Source organism: Bradyrhizobium sp. LeoB3 (genome assembly GCF_055456055.1).
In genome coordinates, this window is the sequence record NZ_JBVBEF010000067.1 from 22,470 (window position 1) to 44,780 (window position 22,311).

Below are 22,311 nucleotides of genomic sequence, written 5' to 3' on the forward strand. Positions count from 1 at the left end.
TGATCTCACCTGCTCCCAGAACCTGGTACGGGCTGTTCGGATTTTGGGTTCTCCGCCCGTCACTCCCGCCGCGATGACGTTCATCCTCGCCGCTATTGGGCGCATCCCCACCGCCGCCAAAACCGAGAAACTCGACGATGATCACCGATGGCTGGGCGTTGCCGCTGCCCTGGCTCGGCGCCGCCGTCTGCTGGGTCGCCGCGGTCGCGTTCTGTGTCGAGAGTGCGGCGCTGATATTCGGTGCCTGCACCGTCGGGATGCCCGACGACATGCCCTGCACCTGGATATTTGCTGCGTTAAGGATCTGCAGCGCCGCCAGATTGACGTTGCCCGAGACGCGGATCAGGATATCGGCGGTGGCGGTTTGCCGCTCCAGCGCTTCCCGTGTCTCGTTGAACAGGCGCGCGTTCTCGATCGCGATCACGGCCTGATCGGCGAACGTCTGCAGCAACTGCACGTGATCAGCGGCAAACGCGCCCGGCTCGGCACGCGTGACGCTGATCATGCCGACGGGTGTTTCCCTGTTCATCAGCGGCGTGAACAGGACGCTGCGAAAACCGCGCAGCCTTGCCAGATCCTTGTTCAATTGCGGGACGTCGACCGCCTCGCTGTCCGGAAATTGGACCACTCGCCACCGCGAACCAGGGCAAAGGTCGGAAAGTCCGCGATCTGTCGCGGGAATGATGACTTCAATCCTTCGTCCGCATCGCGGCTGATCGGCGTGTACGCCACCAGATGAAGCTCGTCGCCGATGAACTGGAGCACGGTGGCGGAGCAGGCGCCGAGCAGGCGCTTGGAACTGGACGCGATGGCCTCGAACACCGGCCGGGCGTCGGAGGGAGAGGCCGCGATGGTACGCAGGATCGCGGCGCCGGCGCTCTGGCGATCACGCGCAACCGCAAGCTCGCTTTGCAGGCACGCATTCTCGGCGGCACCGGATTGCAATTGCCGCTCGAGCTCGTCGATCCTGCGCCTCAGCTCGGCGGCCCTATCCTGGGAAAGCGCGGTCATTCATGATCCCGTTCGGCGCCGCAACGCGAGCAGGCGCAATGCACGGCCGACGGAGGCCGGCCAGCCAAGGTTGTCGCATTATCACATCCCGCCCGGCCGGGAGCCAGTGCCCGTGGCGTGCCTGCATCTCCGCCCGATTGCGTAAACGAGGTTGACAAGACGGCCGTGATCCCGCCGCCGAGCTAATCGAAGGAGAACTCGTTAGGCGCCGACGGGCGCCCGTCACATAGGTCATGAAATTGTGGGCGCCGGCGTTCCACTTCAGCGCCACCTCTGGATAGAGATCGCTCACCGAACTGACCCGCCAATTAAATAGCCGATTTAGAATCGCGGCTGGCGGAAATCCGCCACGCTGTGCATTAGGATTCGCTCCGTTTCTAATAGATCACATCAAACAACCTTTAGGGGATCAACCGGGCACAACCCATGATCGGATCGGCTTTTTGCGCCCCGACGGCCGCCATGGCGACTAAGGCAACCATTATGACCTACTTCAACCGTGAGTCGCCTCGCAGCGGTCAGCCATCACCGCACAATTTCCAGTATTCTGGGCAGCCTCAGCTCGGTCAATGCAACTGCACCCAAACCTAAGGAGCTCGACATGAGCAATACTCAGGCCTGCAGAGAAATGAGCCGACTCGATGTGATCCGCCTTTTCGCCTTCAGCATGCTGTTGATCCTGCCTGCGACTTCCGGGGCGCAACAGCTCCCACCGGTTGCCGAACAGATGGCAAAGACCTACGGCCTTGATTCGTTTGGGCAAATAGAGGCAATCCGCTATACCTGGAATGCGGAACTTCCCAGTGTCAAACTTTCTCGCAAGTGGGAATGGAGCCCGAAGAGCGACACGGTCTCTTACGACGGGAAAGATAAGGAAGGCAAACCGGTAAAGGCCAGCTATCAACGCTCGCAGCTCAGCAGCCAAAGCGATGCGATAAAGAACGAGATCGATCCGGCATTCGCCAACGATCAGTATTGGTTGCTGCTCCCCTTCCACGTCGTTTGGGACGGCGCGACCGTGACCGATGAGGGCGCGCACAAACTGCCGCTGGGTGACACTTCTGCTGAGCAGGTCGTGGTGAAATACCCCTCGGAGGGTGGCTACCAGCCCGGCGACACCTGGGAACTGTACGTTGGCGCCGACAAGCGAATAGCCGAGATCGTCTACCACCGCGGCGCCCCCAACCCGCCGCCCAAACTCGTGATCGCGACCTATGCCGACTACAAGAAGGCCGGCCCAATCCTTTTCTCAACGGATCACCGCGGGACGCTGGACGGAAAACCCTTTCGGCTTTTCCTTTCAGATGTGTCGGTCAAATTGGCGGGATCAGACAACTGGATCGACGCGCAATGAATCTCGGCAGGGTTGATTTGCGCAACTGATCGCAAGGGCCGAGGCGCCACCTGACCGATGCGCTGGGTAACGATTCAATCAACCTATGCGTAGAGTAACTGTTCAATTCTTCGGAGCACGCCCGCATGCCCACCAATCCCCTCACCGATGCCTGGCATTTCCTGACCGCGACGACGAATGATTATCTCCATCAGGGAAACTGGCGATATGTCATCCTGGTGCTGTTCTGGGCCCTGCTACTTGCCGGCATTGCAGGTGCCTTCCAGAATTGGCGAGAGGACCCGGAGCAACGCACCGGCCGACACTTGGGAATTTGGCTGGTCCGAGTCCTGATCGGCTGCATGTGGTTCCAGGGGATGTTGTGGAAACTGCCGCTGCCCGTGTCCGACGGTCTGCAATACTGGACCGAACAGGAATCGACCAGCGCGGCTTTCGAGTTTCACCGCACGTTCATGAAGGACGTCGTGTTGCCTCATATGACGATCTTCGGGCCGATCGTCTTTTTAGCCGAGCTGGTATTCGCCGGATCGATGATGCTCGGGCTTGCGGTGCGGTTCGTGGGCGTGCTGGCCATCGCCTACACGCTCCAACTCTGGCTCGGCCTCTATGGCAATTCGGCCGAGTGGCCGTGGACGTACATGTTCCTGGCCCTGTTGATGTTCCTGTTTGTGATCGAGGGCGCGGGCCGGAGTCTCGGCTTCGATGCGTGGCTGCGCCGCAACGTGCCCGCCGTGCGCGACGGGAAGGGACTTCTCGGCTGGTTCTTCAACATCGCGAGCTAGCCGTCACGGTTAGATCATGATCCGATTAGACGGAATCGGATCATGATCTCATTTCTTTGTTTGAGCATGCTCTTTTCGGAAAACCGGTTTCCACTTTTCCGGATCATGCTCTTGTGTGAGAGACGAGCAGATGATGGCACTGATCCACGCAGCGACGCTGGTTGTCGCGCTGGGCGCAACTTGCGCACACGCTGCTGACATCAGCTATCTGGCGCCGCCGGGAATCCCGGCAAAGGAATTCCCCTCGCCGCAGCGCCCGGTTGCGCCGATCGTCGGCCCGAGCCGCGCCTCCGAAGAGCGCCGCGATGCCAAGGATGAGGCCGGAGAGATCGCCCGTCTGCTTGAACTAAAGCCAGGCATGACCGTCGGCGACATCGGTGCGGGCAGCGGCTACCACACGGTCCGGCTGTCGCGCCGCGTCGGCCCCACCGGCTCGGTGATCGCCCAGGACGTCAGGCAGGATTACCTCATCGCGCTTGCCAGACGAACGCAACGCTTGAAGCTGACAAACGTCATATTCGCGCTGGGCGAACCACACGACCCTCGCCTGCCCGCTTCCGCACTGGATGCCGCCATCCTCGTGCACATGTATCACGAGATAAGCCAGCCCTATGCCTTCCTCTACAATCTCGCACCCGCCTTGAAGCCAGGTGCGCGGGTCGGCATCGTCGACCTCGAGCTTCCGACGTCGGAACACGGCACGCCGATCGAGCTGTTGCGTTGCGAACTTTCCGCCGTCGGCTATCGCGAGATCGCAAGATACCAGCTCGCAGGCGATGGCGGATACTTGGCGGTGTTTTCGCCACCGGAGCCGGCGGGTCGAAAATCTCCCCGGGATATCGTTGCCTGCGAGGATCGCGCTGGCACGCACTGACAACCGCTCTCGGAAATTATCATTCACGAGGCGCTCGCAGCTCGAGCGCGAGACGAGCAAACGTGGTCGAAATGGACCAGGCCGCCTTGACGCGGGCGATGAGATTGCCGGAAACCTTCGATACGCCGCCGATCCGGCACCGCTGCCCGACGGCAATTTCCACTGCCGGCAGGCGGGCGGCCGCGACTCGCATCAGCATTTCCAGGTTCCAGCCGTATGTCTCTTCCTTCATGCCGAGATGTATGAGCTCGTCGCGACGGATGGCGCGAAACGGTGACAGGTCGGTAAAGCTCGCGCCGTAGACGAGGCGCAGGAGCAGCCTGCCGACATGGGCCGCGAACAGCTGCTGGGGAGCCAGGCTCCCTGGCTCGCGCGAACCGCGAACGCGCGAGCCGAGAACGAACACCGCTTGCCCGGCGATGATCGGCGATACCAGATCGGGAATGAATTCGGCCGGATCGCTGCCATCGCCATCGAGGAAGACTACAATATCGGCGTCTTCGCGCGCTTGGGCGATGCCCGCCTGGATCGCGCGGCCGTAGCCGGGCCGCGGCTCGACAATCACGCGAGCTCCCGCGGCCTTCGCCCGTTCAGCCGTACGGTCCCGTGAGCCGCCATCGACAACGATGACTTCGCTCACATTCTGCGTCAGCACTGCGGTCACGACCTGGCCAATCGCCGTTTCCTCGTCGAGGCACGGAATGACCGCCGAGACCACCGGATGACGCCGTGCGCCGATCTCATCGGTCACCTCGTTCACAGGCTCCAGCGCAGGCCGCAATTGGCACAGCTTTTTGGCGGCTTGTCTGAAAGGAGCGCCGTGCGAAAGTCGCGATACGCGGGCCCGTTCCAGATGTCCCGGAGGGACTGCTGCCCCGCATGGCCCAGCGTATAGTTGTCGTAGCCATGCTGCGAAAACGGCGCGATGCAGCAGGGCAAGGCCCGGCCATTGGCCGTGAAATACATCAACGACCACGGCCGCCGGCACGGCGACCACGGCGAACCTTCGCCGCTGCCCTTCAAACTTAACCCCGGCTCGCTCGCCGCGCCCGAGGCGCTGAAAGTTACACCGAGGGAACGCGCCAGCTCCTCGGCCTGGCTAAGATAGACAGCTTCCCCCTCGGTCAGGCGTTCGAACAGGGCCTGATCGGGACGCGCCGTGCCGATGGCCGATTCATTGAAGAACACAAGCCGTTGCAGATAGACCTCCTTGACGCCGGTCTCGGCTGCGACTTTCACAAATGCCGGGAGTTCCTCGACAGTCTCCTTCAGGCCTGTGAGCCACACGGAGACCTGCGGCCTGGTGCGTCCCCCTCTTTCCTGCAGCTCACGAAACGCGCGCACGTTGCGCAGGATGCGGCCAAAATAATCCCTGCCGCGGATCGCCTTGAAGCTCTCGCGGTTTGACGCGTCGAGCGACACGCGCATCTCATCAAGCCCGGCGTCGATCAGCGCACGGCCATTGCGCTCGCTGAGCACCGTTCCATTGGTGTTGAACAGGACGTAAACGCCGCGGTCCTTCAGGTATCTGACCATCCGGGGCAGGTCCGCGACCAGCATCGGCTCGCCCACGCCGTGCAGAACGGCGCGCGCAAGAGTAGGCACCTGGTCGACGATCGACGTGAACAGATCCCAGTTCATGTCGGCCGGCGGCTCGAGCTCCTCGTAAGTGCGTGGACAGGTGGTACACAGCAGATTGCAGCGGTTGGTCACCTCCAGATAAAGGCAGACCGGCGGACGCTGGGCGATCTCGGTACGCTCGGCCGTGACCGACTCGTGATAGCGGCGCGGATCGAACGGCGTTTGCGTACCTGTCCCCGTCCCTTGGCCGGAGAGGCTCATCGCGATACCCTTTCCTCTGCAATCCGCTGCATACGGGTCCTTAAGGCGGTAACAGCCAAAGCCAGCAAGAGACCTCCGAACAGAATCGACTTGGTCACCATTCTTGGAATGTAGAAATCCCAGTCGAGTTGCTCGGACAATAACAGCGCGCCAATCGACACGACCCATGTCGGCGCGGAGCCGCACAGGGCGGCGAACGGCGTGATGACGAGAAAATACCAGGGATAGTTAGGCGACAACAACAGGAGGGTGATGAGTAACAGCATGTTGATGTCGGCGAGACGCGACGCGATGGTGCAATCAGAGTTGCGGGCCACGGAGAGCCCCTTGAACATGAGGACTAGCGCGGCCAGGACAACGTAAGCGACAACGTCACCTCGATGCTCGCCCAACACCAACCGCCAAAGCGACAACAGCCAGAGATCGTTGCCGGCACGGATGCCCTCTTCCGCCAGATAACCTTTGGTCAGAAATCCGAGAACTCCCCAACCGACCGACAAATAAGGTAGGTAACAAAGCGCGACGGTGGCGATCACGACGAGCGGCATTTTGAGGTCCCACGGTCGCCAGATCCCGGCGAGCAGCGGCGCGACATATGGTTTGACCAGCGCCGAAAACGCGATCAAGACGGCTCCGCGCAGAGCATAGCCGGTCAGCGCAATCCACAGACCCAGCATCATCAGCGCAACCATCAGCGCGTCGATATGGCCGCTGTTGGCAATCTCCCACAGAGGAAGTGGATGCCAGAGATAGGCGACCACGCGCGTCAGCGGGCGGTTCATGCGCCGCAGCAGGAGCATGATCATTGTAACGGTGATTGCCTCGCACCCCAACAGCGCGAGGCGCATCACGGTCACGCTTTCACCGAACCGGGTGACGATGAGGAAGAAGAATTGCGCCACCGGAGGATAGATGGTGACGGCGGTATCAGCCCGGTTGATGTGAGGAAAGATCATCCCGTCGCGCAGAAACGCCAGCGCCTCATCGGCTGGCATGTAGCGATAGGGATTGATGCCGGCGGCCTGCACCTTGCCATCCCAGACATAGCGATAAATGTCGCTGGACAGAAGCGGATCGAACAGCAGCGCATAGACTCTCAGCGCGATCCCAAGCCCAAAGATAAGCCATAGCGCGCGATCAGGTGGAGCGCGCTCGACCAGGCCTGTCGCTACGATCGTCAGCAGCCCCGCGGCGATAGTCAGAGCGATGAAGGCGTTGTCACCATAGGCCTCGAAGGCAAAGGGTGTCACCACGGTCAGAACGACCAGGAGGGTGCCGATCCCGGTCAGCAGGTGAAGCGGCGGCAAGTTATTGGCGGAGCGCATCAGCCGACCGAGTTGAATCGCGTTAGCTCCGGGCATTGGCGTCACGGGCTTAGCTGCGGCGCCGCCTTGATAAAGGCCCGGCTCGCCGCGGCAAAGCCGCCGCCACGAAAGCGGCTCGAATGGCCGGCCAGTTCATCCTGTAGCCAACGCAACGTCTCAATGTCGTCGACGTCGTACCATTCCGGAAGCAACGTCGCGGCAAGCCCGATTTCGGCAGCCCGGTCGCATGTACTGCGAGCTACGGTTTCTGTTCCCCATGCGATCTGCGTAAACAGATGCTTGTGCGGATGCTTCAAGCCGATGAGATAGTAGCCACCGTCGCTTGCTGGCCCAAGCACCATGCGGTCTCCGGGTTGGCGAAGCGTTTCAACAGCCTGAATCAGCAAACGCGGCGGCAGGGTTGGGCTATCGCCATTGACGAGCAGGACGCAATCATGTCCGGCGAGCAGGAGAGCACGCGTAGCGCCAAGCAACACGTGCCCCAAATCGTCGCCGGCCTGCAGCAACAGTCCGAACCCTGCCGGAAGCAGCCGCTGCACGATGTCTTCGGCGCCCGCCGGAGCATAAACGCCGTAGCCGCGCCTGCCGAGCGCTTCGGGTACCGCTTCGATTGTTGCCGCGACATCGCGCACAAAGCAGGCGGATAACTCTGATGCTGCAACTTCGCCAATGGCCGTTGCAAGCCGCGTCTTTGAGCGGCCGGGCTGCGGCGCCTTGCAAATGATCCCGATCGCCGCGACGCTCATCGCAGCCATGACCGGAGGCGATCCGCGGCGATCGCGATCATTTGAAGCGCGTCATGGCTGCCGTCTCCCTCGCCCTTTTCGAAATCGCCGTCGACACGTCCCATTTGATTTGTCACATGGGCAAAACACACGACGGGCTTTTGTCGGACTTGCGCGAACGCATAGAGCGCAGCGGCTTCCATTTCGACTGCCATCAGGTTCCGTTCGCGCATCGCGTCGATCGCCGGCTGGGTTTCCCGGAACGGCGCGTCAGTCGTCCAGGTCGCCCCTGTGATCACCGGCACGGAGAATTCGTCGAATGCGCCATTGAGCGCCGAGATCAATCCGGCATCAGCATGCGAATAGTCGGACGCCGCCATGTAGTGATAGCTGGTACCTTCGTCGCGCAGCGCGCGTTCGATGATGATGAAATAAGGCGGCGGGCGTACCGGCACGATCTGTCCGGAGGAGGTGACGCTAATCAGGAGCTTACAGCCTGAAGCGAACATCTCCTCGGCAATCAGCACCGCGAACGAGGCGCCGACAGCGCAGCCGACAATCCCAAAATCAATCCCGCCGCGGCTGAAAGTGTAGAGCTGGGTGTGGTAGCAGGCCCATGCCGGTTCGAGCCGAGCTTCACCACGAGCGAGCAGGCTACGCACGATGTCGCCGTCAGGATCGAGCACGCAGACATCGGGAATGCTAGCGTCCGTAATCCGCTTTTGCCTGCGGGCTTCGCGCAGCAGATTTTCCGGCGTAAATGCGGACGGCTGCGCGTAATGTTTTTGCGCGAGGATGGGCGGGATCCCGCCATCATTGATCGCCATCGCCAGACAAACCTTGTCACGTTGTTGCCGATTATTGGTAGCGTTCTCCCTGGCAGCGGGCAAGCGCCGCCGGGGTCTCGCCGACGTCACAAAAAAATAGGTTTCGGGTGATGTAACAAGACGGCTTTGAAGAACGTAATGGCGACGGTCTGCACTGGCTGTTGGTGCGGCAAGAACCTGCCATACCCGAAGCCAGTCGTGTTGATCCGATGGCGCGGGTCGCGTAGCATCGGTCGCAAAGGGAGCGGATCGATATTTTCGAAATTGATAACCACTAGGTGTCGAGGATCGCCATGAATCACGAGACCGCAGTTTCGAATGCCAAAGAAATCGCCGATCGCGTTCTCGCACCGGCGGCCAGGCAGAACGACAAGGAAGCTCGATTTTCGTCCGAGGCAATCGCGGCGCTTGGTCCGGCGGGATTGCTGGGAGCCATGCTGCCCACTGAGGTCGGCGGTTCGGCCCTGGGACCCCGGACCCTGGCTGCCGTCATCGCAACGCTCGCAGAGGCGGACGCGTCCGCCGCCATGGTTTACCTGATGCACATGAGCGCTACCGCAATGATTGCGGCGGCCCGTCCGGATGCCACGGTCGCTCAGACGCTAAAGGACATTTCGGCCGGAAAACACCTGACCACCCTGGCATTCAGCGAAGCTGGATCGCGCAGCCACTTCTGGGCGCCGGTCTCGCGAGCGAAGCGAAACGCTGACGACGTGCGCCTCACCGCCAAGAAATCATGGGTGACAAGCGCCGGCCACGCGCAAAGCTACGTTGTTTCGGCGCTCGCCCCTGAAGGCAAGGGTCCAACGGATTCAACTCTTTATCTTGTCGCCAGTAGCACGCCCGGACTGTCGGTCGCCGGCCCGTGGGATGGTCTTGGGATGCGCGCCAACGCTTCGGCGCCGATGACCCTCGATGATTGCGAGGTCGCACCTGGTTTCCAGCTGACCGACGATGGCGCCGGGTTCAAGGCGATGCTGGAGGTCGCGCTTCCACTATTCAACCTCGGAACATCGGCGGTCGCGCTTGGTCTTTGCCGGGCCGCGGTGGCTGGAACTGCGGCGCACCTCAATGGCGCCCGCTTCGAGCATTTGGGCCAGACCCTCGGCGAAAGCCTGCCGACCCTTCGCGCGCAGCTTGCGACGATGCAGATCGACACCGATGGGCTTGCGGCGCGCGTCGACGATCTCGTCGATCATCTTGAGCGCCCCCGAGACACCACCATGCTGCGCGTGCTCGAGAGCAAGGCGGCGGCAGGTGATGTTGCCATCGCCGTTACCTCGGCGGCAATGCGGGTGTGCGGCGGCGCTGCGTTTTCCAAGCATCTGGCCATCGAGCGATTGTTCCGCGACGCCCACGCGGGCGCTGTCATGGCGCCGACGGGCGATGTTCTGCGCGAGTTCATCGGCAAAGCCGTTTTGGGAATACCGCTGTTCTGAACGCGAGAGCGCTGCGCCGCTTGGCGGCGCTCGGATTGCGATCGATCGCATTTGAATATTGAGCCCGAGAAGCGAGATGCAATCATGAACCAGACGATCTGGGTAGGCGCCGTCGCTTATGATCCAAAGGTGGTTGGTATCTGGGAGGGCATGCGGCGGTACTTTCTCGAGGAAGCGGGTCTCCCCGTCGAGGTGGTGCTGTTTCAGAGCTACGAGGCGCAGGTCGCCGCCCTCCTGGCCTCGCCCGGCGATCGGCTGCCGCGTATCGACATCGGATGGAATACGAACCTCGCCTATGTCCAGGCCGATGCCTGGAGCGACCATCGCTGCCGACCGATCGCGATGCGCGATACGGATGTGGGCTGGATGACCAAGATTGTCGCCGTCACCGGCGGGTCCGTCGCTACCCTCGCTGATCTTGGGACCCGCACCTTGGCGCTCGGTAGCCGCGACAGCGGCCACGCGGCAATCCTCCCGGTTTTCTTTCTGCAGCGCGACGAATTGGTTGAGGGGAAAGACTACCAAACGCTGCGCTTCAACACCGACCTCGGCAAGCACGGTGACACGGGTGCAAGCGAGTCCGAAGTCGTTCGTGCGGTCCTCGACGGTCGCGCCGATGCCGGCGCAATCGGCAGCCCCTTCTGGAACGCGGTGCGTAACGAGCGTCTGGTACCCGAAGGCGCGCTGACCGAGATCTGGACCTCGCCGTCCTATAATCATTGCATGTTCACTGCTCGGCCCGATCTGGATCCGTCCTTGGAGCAGCGGTTCGCCAAAGCGCTATTCGGGATGAGCTACGACAACCCGACGCATCGTCCTGTGCTCGAGGCGGAAGGGCTGCGCCAATGGATAGCGCCGCAGCTTGAAGCATATAGTGAGTTGCGGGAAGCCTCCGCGCAACAAGGCTTCTTAACGCGGCCTTTGGCCTAGCGGCCGAGCCAAAAAGCCCGATGCTGCTCTGAGCGCAGTCTGCGCCTTTATCAGGCGCAATTGAAAATCATTGCCAACCGGCGCGCATGCTCAGATTCGTGGTCGAAGGCGCGGCGTACAGCTGCGAAGGATTCAGCGAGCGGAAAGATTTCACGGCGGACCAGCAGGTCGTTATCCTCGGCTCCGACCGGATGCCAAAAGACGCCTTCGGCGGTGATCGTCACCTCGGGGACCAGATCCGCCCTTGCCAACGCGATGCCCCGCGTGGCGGAGCCTCGCAGCGCAATTCGCCTGATCACGCGGTCCTCCTCACTCACGTGATGGCCATCAAGGAAGCTCCGAAACTCAACGGCCTCCGCGTCGCTTGACACTGTGGCCGCCACTCGCACGCGGAATCCTTCGGCCCGGGCGCGCTCGATTCCATTCCAGGCGCGCGCCCATGTCCCCTCTCCACGATGGCTATCGTGGCGCTCCGGCGTGGGGCTGTCGAGGCTGATCTGCAAGGTTACGCGCTCTCGCGGCAACGCGCGCAGCGTTTCGAGCCGACTTCCGGCAAACAGCATGCCGTTGGTGAGGACTGTGGTCGGCGCCGTCGCTGCACATGCGGCGAGAATCTCGCCAATATCCGGCAGCATGAACGGCTCACCGCCGGTGACAAAAATCTCGCTCACGCCGAGTTCCCTGGCCTCGATTGCGATCCTTCGCACCCGCTCGACGCCTAGCGCCCGCCGCGGAGCTTTGGGTGACGAGCGCACGCAGCAATAGTCGCAGCTGAGGTTGCAATCGAAGTTGGTGTAAAGCCATAGTCGAGAGCCGACAGGCCGATCTTCTCCCACATTCTCAGGGGCCTCTCCGTACCGAAGCACCCATCGTGTGCGACCGTCTTCGACTACGGTGTCGACCAAACTGTTGCGGGTGAAGCGACACCATGCCTCGAGATCGGGGCCGATGTTCGGATCGCTGCTGATCACCGCGACAAGATCGCCCCTACGGCTCCGGCGTAAGGCGCCGATCAAATCCGGCAGGAGACCTGAGGCAAATGTCTTGCTGCCGGCGTCGAGCTCAACGTTCGCATTCGTCCTCATGCGCAAATCCATGGTCCTCCAGACGTTCAAGGTCTGCCGCACCAGTTTCGTACCGGAAACGATCTCACCAGAACGCAATGAACGGGATCAATCTCCGACGAAAATGCATGAAAATCAACGATCGCGTCCGATATCCTGCCGCTCATAACGGTCTGGTTGCAGGTTCGAGTCCTGCCGGGCCCACCACCGGGCTATCTGGGCTTTGATTTGTCACGGTTATTTTCCACAATCGTCTCATTGCTGGCTTTCGTCCCAGGAAGTGAGACACTTTTCCGGTTTCGATACTCATCAAGGCGCGCAAACGCGTTACTGCTCATCCTCGACGCGTTGGCCTCTCGGATATAAATCTCGGCGGTCTCGAGCTTGCCCCAGCCGAACACGGCGCAAAGCTCAGGTGCTGTCACTCCGCTCTCAGCCAAAGCAACGGCAGCCGCCTTGCGGAGCCCATGAGCCGAGCAATGGTTCAGCCCAGCCGCATCGCACCAGTCGCGCATCTTGTTGCCGAGACCGTTGATCGTGAACGGCTGACCTAGATCCGTAACGAGATAGGTCATGTCTCCGGTGGGAGTGTTTGCCAGCGCTACGGTGAGGTCGGCGCTAATGGGAACGTCTATGGTCCGGCGCGTCTTCCTCTTACCGCGCCCCTTCCACGCAACGAACCTCAGCCGGCCCTCTGCTTCATGTTGGCGGCCGATCCGAGCCACATCGGAAATCCGAGCTCCGACGTTCAGGAAAATCTCTAGGGCGAGCCGGGCTTTTGTCCCAATCGCATGATGCTTGCGGTAGATCTCGACCTCAGCCGGAGACCATGTGTGCCACCCAACCGTCTCGTGGATCTTCTCCACGCCGACTGCGGGATTGGAGGTCGCATGCTTGTTCTTGATCGCCCATTCGAACAGGGCCCGCAGATACTTGACCAGTTTGTCGGCCGCGGCGGGGGTATCCCTGCGCTTGTCCTGGCTGGCCTCAACATCTTCCTTCCGGAACGCCGCGAAGGGCAGATTACCGGCGGTCTGGCAAAACCGATCTAGAACGCTCCGCTTGTCCGCCTGCGTGAGCGCATCGAAGCCTTTGAACTTATTCGAGCGATAATACTGGTCGACCAGCCAATAGAAGGTCTTTTCCCGCGAAAGCGTGGGGGCTGCCGACGCTTTCCCCTCGAGTTCTTCCAGGGCCTCGAAATAGGCCTTCATGAACTCCGGCGTTATGCCGGTAGCTTCGTCGTACGTCGCTCTTATCCGAACTTTCCTGTGTCCGGGCTTCCGCAAATAGAAACGCGGATTCCCTCGGGGGTCGGGGTCGGACACGCAATATTTGAGCCGCGACTTGATCACGCGACGACCTCATCAAACGGGTTTTTGGCGCGGTCCCTGTCCCTAAGCCGTTCCCATGCCTCGCGGACCTCTTGGCAATCCCACAAGACAACCCCGTCGATCTTGTATCCTTTCGGCATGCGGCCGTCGGCGACCCACTCGTCAAACTTGGTGGTCGACACAGATACCGAAGCCGCCGCCTCATCGCGCCGCAGAGCGAAGCGGGGCAACGACAGATCGCGCGGGGATAGGCGGGACATGTCAGTCCACCTTGGCCTGCTGCTCAGCGTCCATCTGCGCCCGCAACGCCATCACGATCTCGGCGTTTTGGCTGGCGGTGGAGCGTAGAGCCCGTTCTTTGAGCCACGCCAGAACATCGGCGGGGATTCGGACATAAAGTTGAGTGCGCTCGGGAAGAGCCATGGTCGAGTAATCTCCAGTGTTTTGTGTGCGTTTTGACGTGCAACCAATATGCCCCTTACGCGCACTGTTTCGCTAGGGAGCGGAACGCCGTTCCCCACGTTTTCAGGCATAAAGGCCGTTCCCGCCCCCCAAGAAATACGCATCACACAAGGACGTGAAACGTGTTTGGTGTTCGCCAAAGAACGAAAAAGCCCGCCGGCGTGAACCGGCGAGGCTTTCATAGTGGGTATGGGTAAATCTCCCCCTCACTTACCCTTTTGCCCGCAGAAATCGATGTCGGCCGCCACCACCGGATCGTCAAACAAGCTATTGGTTCGTGCTCTGGCAGCGTTGATGCGGTCGGTGTAGGCCGCCGCCATCGCCTTTACCAGATTGGCCATGGCTTGCGGCGTGTAACCTCCGATCCTTGCATTCTCTTCGGCTGCCAGCCTGTAATAGATGCCTCCCTGCTTATCGAGCCTTTGAGCCAGCTCGCTGCCGTCGGGGTAGGCCGTTTTCAAAAGCATAAACAGCGCCCCGCAGCGCATCGCGGCGAACCGGGTGACGCCGCGATCGGTTGGGTTTGCCGTCACGTATTGTTCGACGGTCAGCATCTCCCTGACGGTCTGAGCATGTGCGGGCGTGGCGAGTACGGCCAAAGCAATAAGTAACCTCTTCATTTCGATTCCCCATCATCATGATTCCTCGGCAACGTGTTGTACCTCCTTGATGTTTGGTCGCGCTCCTGGATCTTTGGGGAGCCCGCCGGGGTAACCGGCGGGCTGTAGTCTCAACATGGCTTAATTACCGACTGACTTCCCAGGCGCGCCGCACCTTGCTCAATAACGCGGCGCCTTTCTCATTGATAAAGGACCGATTAATTCTGAGGTCTTGCCGGTCGCGCTTCTGCTCAATCAGGCTCATGCCCTCGTTGCCGTGGCGGTCCCTTTCGCCCAGATCAAGCAGGTGGCGCGTCATGACGGCTTTTTTTACGCCGACTTCTCGCGCGTACTCGTTGACCGGCCGCCCCTCCTTTTCGGCGAGCGCGAGGAAGCTGACAATATAGCTCGCGGGTATAGTCGGGTTGAGCTCGACGAACGGCTCCAGGGCCAATCTAAGGGCCTTCGCCGCCTGCCTGGTATCGTCCGTTAACAGTGACCTGTAGCCAACAGGCGCTGCTTTGGCGCTCATGGTTCCGTTATCTCCTAAGTGTTGGACTCGTTTCAAATGCCGGGCTCGCGAGAGATGCGATAGACGTCCAAATGTATAACGCCTCTGAACTCGACCGCCGGGTCGCTCAAGATTCGCAATGTCGTGGAAGCCCGCCGGCGGTAACCGGCGGGCTGTCGTCATGTATCGGGCTAGATGTAGAAGACGGCGTAGAGCAGTGCGAGAAGCCCGCCTATCACCACGTAGCCGAACACGCGTCTGGGGATGTCGTACGGGTCGGGCTCGGTCGGGTCTTTGGGGGCGCGCTCGACAGTCGGCATGGCCACCAGCGCGAGAAGCGCGAGGAGCGGCGACACCACAAGGGCGATGACGAACCAGCCTTCCGGGCTGCGATTGCGGCTGGAGGCGACGGCAACCGCCCACACCAGCATCAGCTCCATCATGTCAAGCTCCCTTCCGGGAATTCTCGGTGGAGTGATCGTGTCCCGATCGCCATCACCCGCCGCACGAGCTGGACGGCGTTGCGAACGCCGAGGTTCTTATAAAGTTGGAGCGGTGGTCCTCGACGGTACGATGAGAAAGACGGAGCCGCCGCCCTATTTGCTTATTGCTCAATCCCTCAACAATCAGGCTGCAGACTTGGTGCTGGCGCTTGGTGAGTTGGATCATTTGCGGCCCGCTTTCCTTGCGGGCTTCGCGGGCCTGGCCGGCTTCACGGGCTCGGCGCCGACCTCGGCGGGCGATAGCTTCGCTCTCAGTTCCTCAACACGGCGCACCAAGTCGTGGAGGCTGAACAATAGCGTCTTCGAATCCCGCGCCGGCAGGTGGTAATACGCGGGGTCCTCGCCGCGGCGGAGATCTTGCGTCGCGCGGATGCCGACCCAGGTCATCTGCTCGATATCGGCCACGGCCCGGTCGATCTCATCGAGATGCTGTTGATGTTGCAGGGCGAGTCCAGACGGACTCGTGGTATGGTTTGAATCAGCTCGAGCCATTGATCATCCCACTGGTTGGAGTCAGAGCCGAGGCGGAAGTTGCAGCTTCCCCTCGGTTCGCTTTTCTGGTACTCGAAATTCATGAGCAAAGCAATAACGCGTACGAGAAAATCAAGAGGCCGCCCACCGACGGGCGCGGAGTCCGTACATCTACGGGTATTACCGGACCAATCCGCCGCAATCGATGCCTGGATTAAGAAGCAACACGAGCCTGGCTTAACACGCCCCGAGGCTATCCGCCGCCTTGTCGAGATCGGGCTGAAGGCGAAGAAATGAAATTGTTGGCCTGGGTGCTTGTCGCTGTCCTCTCGTTGGTTGTCATAGTCCTGGGTGCATCTGTCATCCGCTTAGAGAACTATAGATATGCGGACTCGGTAGGAATGTGTTCAGAGTTTTTCAGCCGCGAAGATGTCTCGAAGCGCATCGAACGCGAACGATGTCTTGAGAATAGTCAGACGCGAACACATTGGCTCTGGCACATACTTTACGGCACTAAGATCCTATAACGCTCGGGTGATGCGCAAACATTCGGCGGCTTGAAACTCGAAGGGCAGGGAAATGGTAATCAACCGAGGCGCAGCGGCAGCTCTACTATTGGCAATTGCTGCGCTAACCGGACCGACATCCTCCTGGGCTGAGCGACTTACGCTTTCTTGCAAGTTCGAGGGTAGCGAGCGACGTGGCGCCGAACGCGAGAAAGATGTGAATCAGATCTATATTGATACAGAGCTTCCGGCAGTTGAGCTTCGCGTGGCGCAGACGATGGGGACATCCGACCAAGTCTATTTCGGCTTCCGAAACCGGCAAGCTAAAGGAATGACTGACGACAAGGTCTTGCTATATTTCCTCGGCGCGAAGATGAGCATGGCGGCAATTCGAATGGGGGTGCCGACCTCGATTGTGCTTGATCGCATCAGCGGCTCAATGGTCTGGTCGGGGGCGGATGAAGCGGGTTCGTGGGCCTACCGCTACCGATGTAAACCTTAGCTTTGGCTTGGTGCTCCCACTAGTCACAGTTCTGGCCATCAAACAGCGGACATTGGAAACGATGAATTTTCGAGACAAAAACGCCTGGTTGAGCTTGGGCTGAAGGCAAAGGGGAAATAGCCGATCAGCCGCGCAAGACCGCAGCGCATCGAGAGGGAGACAAATGGCCGCTATTTCAGTTCTGATCGGCGTTCTGATTATTGTGGTTGTCGGGGCGATCTGTTTTTGGGTGATCGACAGGTTCGCGCCGGACGGTCGATTGGCCAATTTGCTGAAGCTGCTGGTGGTCCTCGTCTGCCTGGGAGCGATCGTGCAGCGGCTACTGGTGCTTACCTACTAAGACGAAATAAGCCCGGTCGGGGCTGAATGTGAAGAAATGGCCGGTACGCCGAAAGCCGGACCTATCTAAGCGGCAAGTATGGCATTGGGGCTGATCTTCATCATCGACGAATCTCCTTTGTGGGATCTCTTATATCCTAACGATTGACTTGCCCTCTCCCTGCGGTTGCGCTTCCTTATTTTTTCTGGGGGGCGCCATGACAATCGACGATGAATTTGCGAAGGAAATTGCGAAGCAGCTACCCGTGAAGGCTGCTTACGAAGATGCACTTCAGCCCGCGGCCCGGCAGACGGGCGAACTGGCAGAAGATCTAGTCAAGGCGATTCGGCTGGCGCTATTCCCTATTCAGGTGCTCGCCGCTGCTCAGGACCGATTTCGAAGATTCGTTAAATCGTCAGTGGATCGAGTGCCTCCTGAAAAGCGAATATCGCCAGCCCCCGAAATTGTAGGTCCGATCCTTGAGGGAATTCGCTACGAGCGCGAAGGTAGCTCGATAGAGGAGATGTTTTCTGAATTGCTTAGCAGCGCGATGCATACAGATCGGGTGGCGGACGCTCATCCGGCTCTTCCTGTAATTATCAAGCAGCTCTCCCCCGATGAAGCCATCATCCTGCGAGCGATAGCCTCATCGCCGAAACGCTTCGAGATCATCCTTAGGTTCGACATCCAGGGATCGTTGACGTGGTCGAGGCTGGACAAAAGTGAGGTCCCAGTAGACGATCTAGTCTTTCCTCAAAACGAAGCGATGTATCGTGACCATCTAGAGCGCCTCGGTCTCATCGGGTACGACGCACTAAGACCGATGCAACCAATAATGGAGGACGTTCGGCAAATCGGTGGGCGAAACTTCCTCTCTCTGAAATTGACGGAGTTCGGTGCCGCTTTGATGAGAGCAGTCGGCGTTTCGGCGACACAATCGCCATCGGTTTGAACCTGCTCCCGCGGGGTTCTGGAACGAAAGCTTTCGATGAAGGGCGGCATCCAGGGGGGCTCGCCCGGATCTTGCAGGCTGGTTGCAATCTACCTCCAGCCAGCCGAGCCCGCCGTTGATGCCGGTGACGGCTGGGGCGGGCCTACCGTAGCCCTCCATGCGCACGGACCGGGGCCTGAGACTCGTATGTCCGGTCTTTGGGCCCTTGCTGCCCCGGTCTAGGTCGCGGCGTCTCTGCGGCGAGGGCCGACCGTTTGGAACCGACCTTCCTCTCAAAGTTGTAAGCACGCACACGCGATCACCAACCGTGTTGTGCACTGTCCCCTAGCAGCTCGGTCCGCCCCCTGGCCGGGCTGCTTCTTTGAGCCCGTGGTCGCCTTTCCACGGCAATCCACAAGGGCTAGCTGCTTGCTCTGGCGGCGCCCGGGCGCGATGCTTGGGCCATGGGTACGAAGCCAGGGAGAGCATTTTCGGCGCATCGGTACGCGCCGCAGCCGAGCAGGCAGCCGAGGCGCGGAAGGCCGCCGACCGGCTCGCCTGTGAGGCGTGGAATAAGCGCATGCTTGCGTTTCAGGGACCGGCCCAGCCCTCGCCCCGCGCTCGGCGACGCGCTCAATGCCGGCTACACCTATCTCGAGGTGAAGTGCCTCGGCTGCGAGATGCACCAGACGGTCGCGCTCGACATCGTCCGCCGGCCGAAAACGACGCCGGTCCACGAGCTCAGCGCTACATGCGCTGTCAGGAGTGCTCATGGCTTCAGGGTCGACCATACAAGCGCAGCCATCTGGTGGCACTGCGAACGACGAAGATTTGCGCCGACGACCCACCGTCATCCTGGTGGCCGGGTGAACGATGAGAACAACACGGCCCACCTCAGGAGATCATCATGCGAGAGCTGGCTGGCAGGACGGCATTTGTGACTGGGGGAGCGACTTGGCATCGGCCGCGGACGCGCGTTTGATGCGAACTGGTGTGGTCCGGCGAGGGCCGTCAGCAGCTTCCCAATATGGTCAGTTGTCAATTAGATCAGCGACTTATACGGACGCTCTCGGGATTGTCGCGGGCGCCGTCTGATCAAGCAAACCCCGGGGCGGCAGTGCCGGATGAGCGCGCCCCTGGAAAGCAGAGGTCCGAGCGGTTAAGCTCGTTGCCCAGCCTTGGGGTCGGCGTCTCTTAGGCCTAACCTTGCCAGAGCCAACGAGCGCCTCCCAATTCATGAGCGGATGGAACATGCCGTTGCCGTCGCGCGAAATTCGAATCCGAGAGCTAGCCTATCAGTTAGCCGAGCGCGCCCATTTCCCGCCGGGACGAGATCGAGAGTTCTGGCTAGAGGCGGAGCGGCAACACGACAACGACGTCGCGATGCAGTCCGAGCGCGCCCGCGCTATCTACGCCAATTTCATGCAGCGCTTCTACGCGCATGCCGAAGTGCCGCCGCCATTCACGGAGGATTTCGGAGGCGCTGTGACATTGGGGAAGCGATACCTGCGAACAATCGTAGATGATGCCGGGCTGATCCGGTCGATCGAGAAGAGTCGAATTTCGAGCGAGCGAGCCCTCTTCGACGTCTCCATTGTGACTCAGGGCTCTGAGATCGAGGAAATCGCTAAGCGGTCCATGTTGATGGCGGACACCGCCCTCATTGGTAAGGACGGTGGTGAGTTCAGAACATTCCTCAGGGTGGACGATTTTAACCCGAACGACAGTTACATGCTCCACCAAGGTCGCGACTATCAGGCGAATATAGAACCTGCACTATTGGACCAGTGGCTTTCCGGGTTGCGACCGAGTTTCGAGCGAGGCGACTTATTCCTGCTGCCGAGGGCCTCCGGAGAGGCGTATATGCAAGGCTCCGCTAGTACACAGACCTGGGGCGATCACTTGTTCGACGCCGTGGTTCAAGCGGGTCGGGTGAAGGTGTTCAATTCGACCGATCCGAGCCGCGACGCCTTTATCACCTTCTTGGCGCAGGTGCCGCTTCCGGTGGAGCAGGCAATCTCTTTAATCGACTTCGCTCAGGTTTATAACGAGGATCTTGAGGCCGCGAAGAATCTGAAGGACATGCTGCGCGAGCGGTTCTTCGAGCTTGATGCGGCCAAATGGCAGGAGGCGCCCCAAGCAACATTTCAGAAGCTAGGCGCCAAGATCGCGCGTGAGGCTAAGGCCGCTAACCGAGACCTTATTGCTCAGTCGCGCAAAGAAACCGTGCAAGCCGCGGGGGTAGTGCTCGGAACTAGCGTCGCTATCCTGGCGGCCATCAACATGGATCTCTTCACCCACGCAGCACCCCTCATCTCCGGCGCGGGCGGGCTAGCTGCTCTCTACAAGCTGGTCGACACGCATCTGGATAACCGAGCTAAGCGCGAGGCCAATCCCTATTTATTCCTGTGGCTTCTCGGCCGGCACGCTGCGGCTTGATGCCGGCTCTAAGAGCGACTTAGACCCTCTCGCCTCGAGGTTGACCAGGCTCAGCGTAGTTGCGTTCTCGCTTCAATGCGAAAGAGGTATCCCCCTGAACCGCACGGAAAGCCTAGCCTGAAGTTTCAAGGATGGCTTGCGCGCCGCAATCTGCCGCCAATGCCGGGTGTCTTTCCCGACTATCCGGCGCCCGTGGTGCGCAACGGCAGCGACGGCCGCGAACTGACACTGATGCGATGGGGCATGCCGCCTCCGGCGAGCAAACCTCGTGCGCCCGTGACGAACATCCGTAACACCAAATCGCCACACTGGCGCGGCTGGCTGAAGCCGGAGAATCGCTGCCTCGCCCCCTTCGCCGAATACGCGCCGGAGCCGAACCCGACGAAGAAGAAGGACGTCGTGTGGTTTGCGTTGAAAGACGATCGACCACTCACGGCGTCCGCCGGGATCTGGACCGAGTTCAAATGTAGCCGGGGTACCAAGTCGAAGCCGATCCCAGGTCCTCACCTCGTCTATGGCTTCCTCACGACTGAGCCGAACGCGATCGTTGCGCCGATCCATCCGAAGGCGATGCCGGTGATCCTGACGACGGATGAAGAACGCGACGTGTGGCTGCGCGCGCCGTGGGATGAGGCTAAGGCGCTCCAGCGGCCGCTGCCCGACGATACTCTCAAGATCGTTATGCGCGGCCCGGACAAGGAAGATAGGTTAGCCGCATGAAATTCGAAACGGGATTATACTCTGACCGCTAAGAAGGAGCCGGACATGGTCAACCCCACCCCACTTCGCCCCGAGCCGTACAACGACGGCTATACTCACGAGGCGCTTCACACGACCTCTGTGCTCATGGATACGTTCGACCGGCATGTGATGGACACACGCTGCGCTGAGCACTTCCCAGATGTCGCCGCTGCGGCCGAGAAGGCTCACCAGGCGCTATTTGATCTCTACCAGCTCATCGGATCAAAGTTCGAGGATGGGGCCGACGAGCCGGCCAAAGACTGACAGATGAAATACGTCGAACCGAGTCCTTACGCCGATCCCGAAAAAGCTGCCCGCCGGCTGATGGAGATCGCGAGCACGATCGAGCCGGTTCAGAACGGCCGCATTCATATCGAGAAGATCAACTATCCATTTCTCTTCCAGGATAAGGCCAAGCCGGAGGAGTACGGCGCCGGGCTCAAGCTAGCGATCGATCGCGGCTGGCTATGGATGCACGAGAGCGGGACTTACGTGAAGATCACGCCTGAAGGCGCCGAGCTTTTTCCTTAAGGCCAACCGACTCGCGTTCTGTCCAGGGATGGCATAGCCTAAACTCCATCCAGAATGGAGTTGCGTATGCGTACCTCGCCCTCGATCATCCCGGCGGCAGATCGGCTCGATCGCGACATCTATCTCGTCTTGGAAGAGTTCCGCAGCGGACCAGCATGGCGCGAGACGGACGAAGGCGAGACCGACTACCAGACACTGATCGCGGATCTGCTAATGGAATGGTCCGGCCGTGCTCCGGCCCTGCCAGTGCGAGAAGCTGGCAAGGGGCGCTCAAGACAAGGAGCACACC

General features: G+C 60.5%; 26 protein-coding genes and 3 pseudogenes. 14 read left to right on the top strand and 15 right to left on the bottom strand.

Annotation, left to right across the window (positions count from 1 at the left end; genetic code table 11):
- Positions 1–343 precede the first annotated feature (343 nt).
- Positions 344–1,011 (bottom strand): annotated as a pseudogene (locus ACZXDY_RS31700) (GAF domain-containing protein); the annotation flags it as partial.
- Between the two features lie 601 nt (positions 1,012–1,612).
- On the opposite strand from ACZXDY_RS31700, the gene ACZXDY_RS31705 reads away from it, so the two are divergent.
- The 3 genes from ACZXDY_RS31705 (at position 1,613) to ACZXDY_RS31715 (ending at position 4,021) form a co-directional block, all read left to right on the top strand.
- The gene (locus tag ACZXDY_RS31705; protein ID WP_207230972.1) at positions 1,613–2,365 is read left to right on the top strand and encodes a hypothetical protein; all 753 of its coding nucleotides are present in this window, start codon (positions 1,613–1,615) and stop codon (positions 2,363–2,365) included.
- Positions 2,366–2,490: 125 nt separating this feature from the next.
- On the top strand, positions 2,491–3,147 hold the full coding sequence (locus ACZXDY_RS31710; RefSeq protein WP_130224622.1) for a DoxX family protein: 657 nt from the start codon (positions 2,491–2,493) through the stop codon (positions 3,145–3,147).
- A gap of 130 nt (positions 3,148–3,277) precedes the next feature.
- The gene (locus tag ACZXDY_RS31715) at positions 3,278–4,021 is read left to right on the top strand and encodes a methyltransferase domain-containing protein (protein ID WP_464348217.1); all 744 of its coding nucleotides are present in this window, start codon (positions 3,278–3,280) and stop codon (positions 4,019–4,021) included.
- Positions 4,022–4,040: 19 nt separating this feature from the next.
- Here the strand turns inward: ACZXDY_RS31715 and ACZXDY_RS31720 are convergent, their stop codons facing one another.
- The 5 genes from ACZXDY_RS31720 to ACZXDY_RS31740 are packed head-to-tail and all read right to left on the bottom strand — an operon-like array spanning position 4,041 to position 9,091.
- Positions 4,041–4,772, bottom strand: coding sequence for a glycosyltransferase family 2 protein (locus tag ACZXDY_RS31720; protein WP_464348218.1), 732 nt, complete (start codon positions 4,770–4,772; stop codon positions 4,041–4,043).
- Positions 4,773–4,777: 5 nt separating this feature from the next.
- Positions 4,778–5,863, bottom strand: a complete 1,086-nt coding sequence (locus tag ACZXDY_RS31725; protein ID WP_464348219.1) for a radical SAM/SPASM domain-containing protein — start codon at positions 5,861–5,863, stop codon at positions 4,778–4,780.
- A complete protein-coding gene (locus tag ACZXDY_RS31730; RefSeq protein ID WP_464348220.1) occupies positions 5,860–7,224 on the bottom strand; it encodes a glycosyltransferase 87 family protein in 1,365 nt (454 codons plus the stop codon). The genes ACZXDY_RS31725 and ACZXDY_RS31730 overlap by 4 nt, the downstream gene beginning before the upstream one ends.
- Before the next feature lie 5 nt (positions 7,225–7,229).
- Positions 7,230–7,934: a TIGR04282 family arsenosugar biosynthesis glycosyltransferase gene (locus ACZXDY_RS31735; RefSeq protein ID WP_464348221.1), complete on the bottom strand. Its 705-nt coding sequence runs from the start codon at positions 7,932–7,934 to the stop codon at positions 7,230–7,232.
- Positions 7,931–9,091: a nucleoside phosphorylase gene (locus ACZXDY_RS31740; protein WP_464348222.1), complete on the bottom strand. Its 1,161-nt coding sequence runs from the start codon at positions 9,089–9,091 to the stop codon at positions 7,931–7,933. Before ACZXDY_RS31740 ends, ACZXDY_RS31735 begins: the two co-directional genes overlap by 4 nt.
- Between ACZXDY_RS31740 and ACZXDY_RS31745 the strand changes: the two genes are divergently transcribed.
- Positions 9,034–10,179: an acyl-CoA dehydrogenase family protein gene (locus tag ACZXDY_RS31745; protein WP_464348223.1), complete on the top strand. Its 1,146-nt coding sequence runs from the start codon at positions 9,034–9,036 to the stop codon at positions 10,177–10,179. The two genes, ACZXDY_RS31740 and ACZXDY_RS31745, sit on opposite strands and share 58 nt — an antisense overlap.
- An 84-nt stretch (positions 10,180–10,263) precedes the next feature.
- Positions 10,264–11,109 carry a phosphate/phosphite/phosphonate ABC transporter substrate-binding protein gene (locus tag ACZXDY_RS31750; RefSeq protein ID WP_464348224.1) on the top strand — a complete coding sequence of 282 codons (846 nt, stop codon included), beginning with the start codon at positions 10,264–10,266 and terminating at the stop codon, positions 11,107–11,109.
- Between the two features lie 50 nt (positions 11,110–11,159).
- On the opposite strand, the gene ACZXDY_RS31755 is transcribed toward ACZXDY_RS31750, so the two are convergent.
- From ACZXDY_RS31755 to ACZXDY_RS31795, 9 genes are all read right to left on the bottom strand, one after another.
- Positions 11,160–12,206 (bottom strand): Rv1681 family radical SAM protein, encoded by a 1,047-nt coding sequence (locus tag ACZXDY_RS31755; RefSeq protein WP_464348225.1) that lies wholly within the window; start codon positions 12,204–12,206, stop codon positions 11,160–11,162.
- Between the two features lie 179 nt (positions 12,207–12,385).
- Complete coding sequence (locus tag ACZXDY_RS31760; RefSeq protein WP_464348226.1) at positions 12,386–13,387, bottom strand: tyrosine-type recombinase/integrase; 1,002 nt, start codon at positions 13,385–13,387, stop codon at positions 12,386–12,388.
- A gap of 137 nt (positions 13,388–13,524) precedes the next feature.
- Positions 13,525–13,767 carry a helix-turn-helix transcriptional regulator gene (locus ACZXDY_RS31765; RefSeq protein WP_464348227.1) on the bottom strand — a complete coding sequence of 81 codons (243 nt, stop codon included), beginning with the start codon at positions 13,765–13,767 and terminating at the stop codon, positions 13,525–13,527.
- 1 nt (position 13,768) lies between these two features.
- Positions 13,769–13,930, bottom strand: a complete 162-nt coding sequence (locus tag ACZXDY_RS31770) for an Arc domain-containing protein (RefSeq protein WP_464348228.1) — start codon at positions 13,928–13,930, stop codon at positions 13,769–13,771.
- A 245-nt stretch (positions 13,931–14,175) separates the two neighbouring features.
- Entirely contained in the window at positions 14,176–14,589 is a 414-nt protein-coding gene (locus ACZXDY_RS31775) for a hypothetical protein (protein WP_464348229.1), read from the bottom strand.
- Positions 14,590–14,713: 124 nt separating this feature from the next.
- Positions 14,714–15,100, bottom strand: coding sequence for a hypothetical protein (locus ACZXDY_RS31780; protein ID WP_464348230.1), 387 nt, complete (start codon positions 15,098–15,100; stop codon positions 14,714–14,716).
- Between the two features lie 170 nt (positions 15,101–15,270).
- On the bottom strand, positions 15,271–15,522 hold the full coding sequence (locus ACZXDY_RS31785; RefSeq protein ID WP_464348231.1) for a hypothetical protein: 252 nt from the start codon (positions 15,520–15,522) through the stop codon (positions 15,271–15,273).
- 52 nt (positions 15,523–15,574) lie between these two features.
- Positions 15,575–15,748: a LuxR C-terminal-related transcriptional regulator gene (locus tag ACZXDY_RS31790; protein ID WP_464348232.1), complete on the bottom strand. Its 174-nt coding sequence runs from the start codon at positions 15,746–15,748 to the stop codon at positions 15,575–15,577.
- Positions 15,745–15,987, bottom strand: a complete 243-nt coding sequence (locus ACZXDY_RS31795; protein WP_464348233.1) for a hypothetical protein — start codon at positions 15,985–15,987, stop codon at positions 15,745–15,747. Before ACZXDY_RS31795 ends, ACZXDY_RS31790 begins: the two co-directional genes overlap by 4 nt.
- Positions 15,988–16,776: 789 nt before the next feature.
- On the opposite strand from ACZXDY_RS31795, the gene ACZXDY_RS31800 reads away from it, so the two are divergent.
- The 9 genes and pseudogenes from ACZXDY_RS31800 to ACZXDY_RS31840 form a co-directional block, all read left to right on the top strand.
- On the top strand, positions 16,777–17,061 hold the full coding sequence (locus ACZXDY_RS31800; protein ID WP_464348234.1) for a hypothetical protein: 285 nt from the start codon (positions 16,777–16,779) through the stop codon (positions 17,059–17,061).
- Between the two features lie 163 nt (positions 17,062–17,224).
- Positions 17,225–17,401, top strand: coding sequence for a hypothetical protein (locus ACZXDY_RS31805; RefSeq protein ID WP_464348235.1), 177 nt, complete (start codon positions 17,225–17,227; stop codon positions 17,399–17,401).
- 196 nt (positions 17,402–17,597) lie between these two features.
- Positions 17,598–18,332 carry a DUF4393 domain-containing protein gene (locus ACZXDY_RS31810; RefSeq protein WP_464348236.1) on the top strand — a complete coding sequence of 245 codons (735 nt, stop codon included), beginning with the start codon at positions 17,598–17,600 and terminating at the stop codon, positions 18,330–18,332.
- A gap of 436 nt (positions 18,333–18,768) precedes the next feature.
- Positions 18,769–19,188 (top strand): annotated as a pseudogene (locus ACZXDY_RS31815) (hypothetical protein).
- Between the two features lie 374 nt (positions 19,189–19,562).
- Positions 19,563–20,750, top strand: coding sequence for a DUF2934 domain-containing protein (locus tag ACZXDY_RS31820; RefSeq protein WP_464348237.1), 1,188 nt, complete (start codon positions 19,563–19,565; stop codon positions 20,748–20,750).
- A 159-nt stretch (positions 20,751–20,909) separates the two neighbouring features.
- A complete protein-coding gene (locus tag ACZXDY_RS31825; RefSeq protein WP_464348238.1) occupies positions 20,910–21,470 on the top strand; it encodes an SOS response-associated peptidase family protein in 561 nt (186 codons plus the stop codon).
- A 45-nt stretch (positions 21,471–21,515) separates the two neighbouring features.
- A complete protein-coding gene (locus tag ACZXDY_RS31830; protein WP_456642278.1) occupies positions 21,516–21,755 on the top strand; it encodes a hypothetical protein in 240 nt (79 codons plus the stop codon).
- A 3-nt stretch (positions 21,756–21,758) separates the two neighbouring features.
- Positions 21,759–22,022, top strand: a complete 264-nt coding sequence (locus ACZXDY_RS31835; protein WP_464348239.1) for a hypothetical protein — start codon at positions 21,759–21,761, stop codon at positions 22,020–22,022.
- 66 nt (positions 22,023–22,088) lie between these two features.
- Positions 22,089–22,311, top strand: a pseudogene (locus ACZXDY_RS31840) (hypothetical protein); the annotation flags it as partial.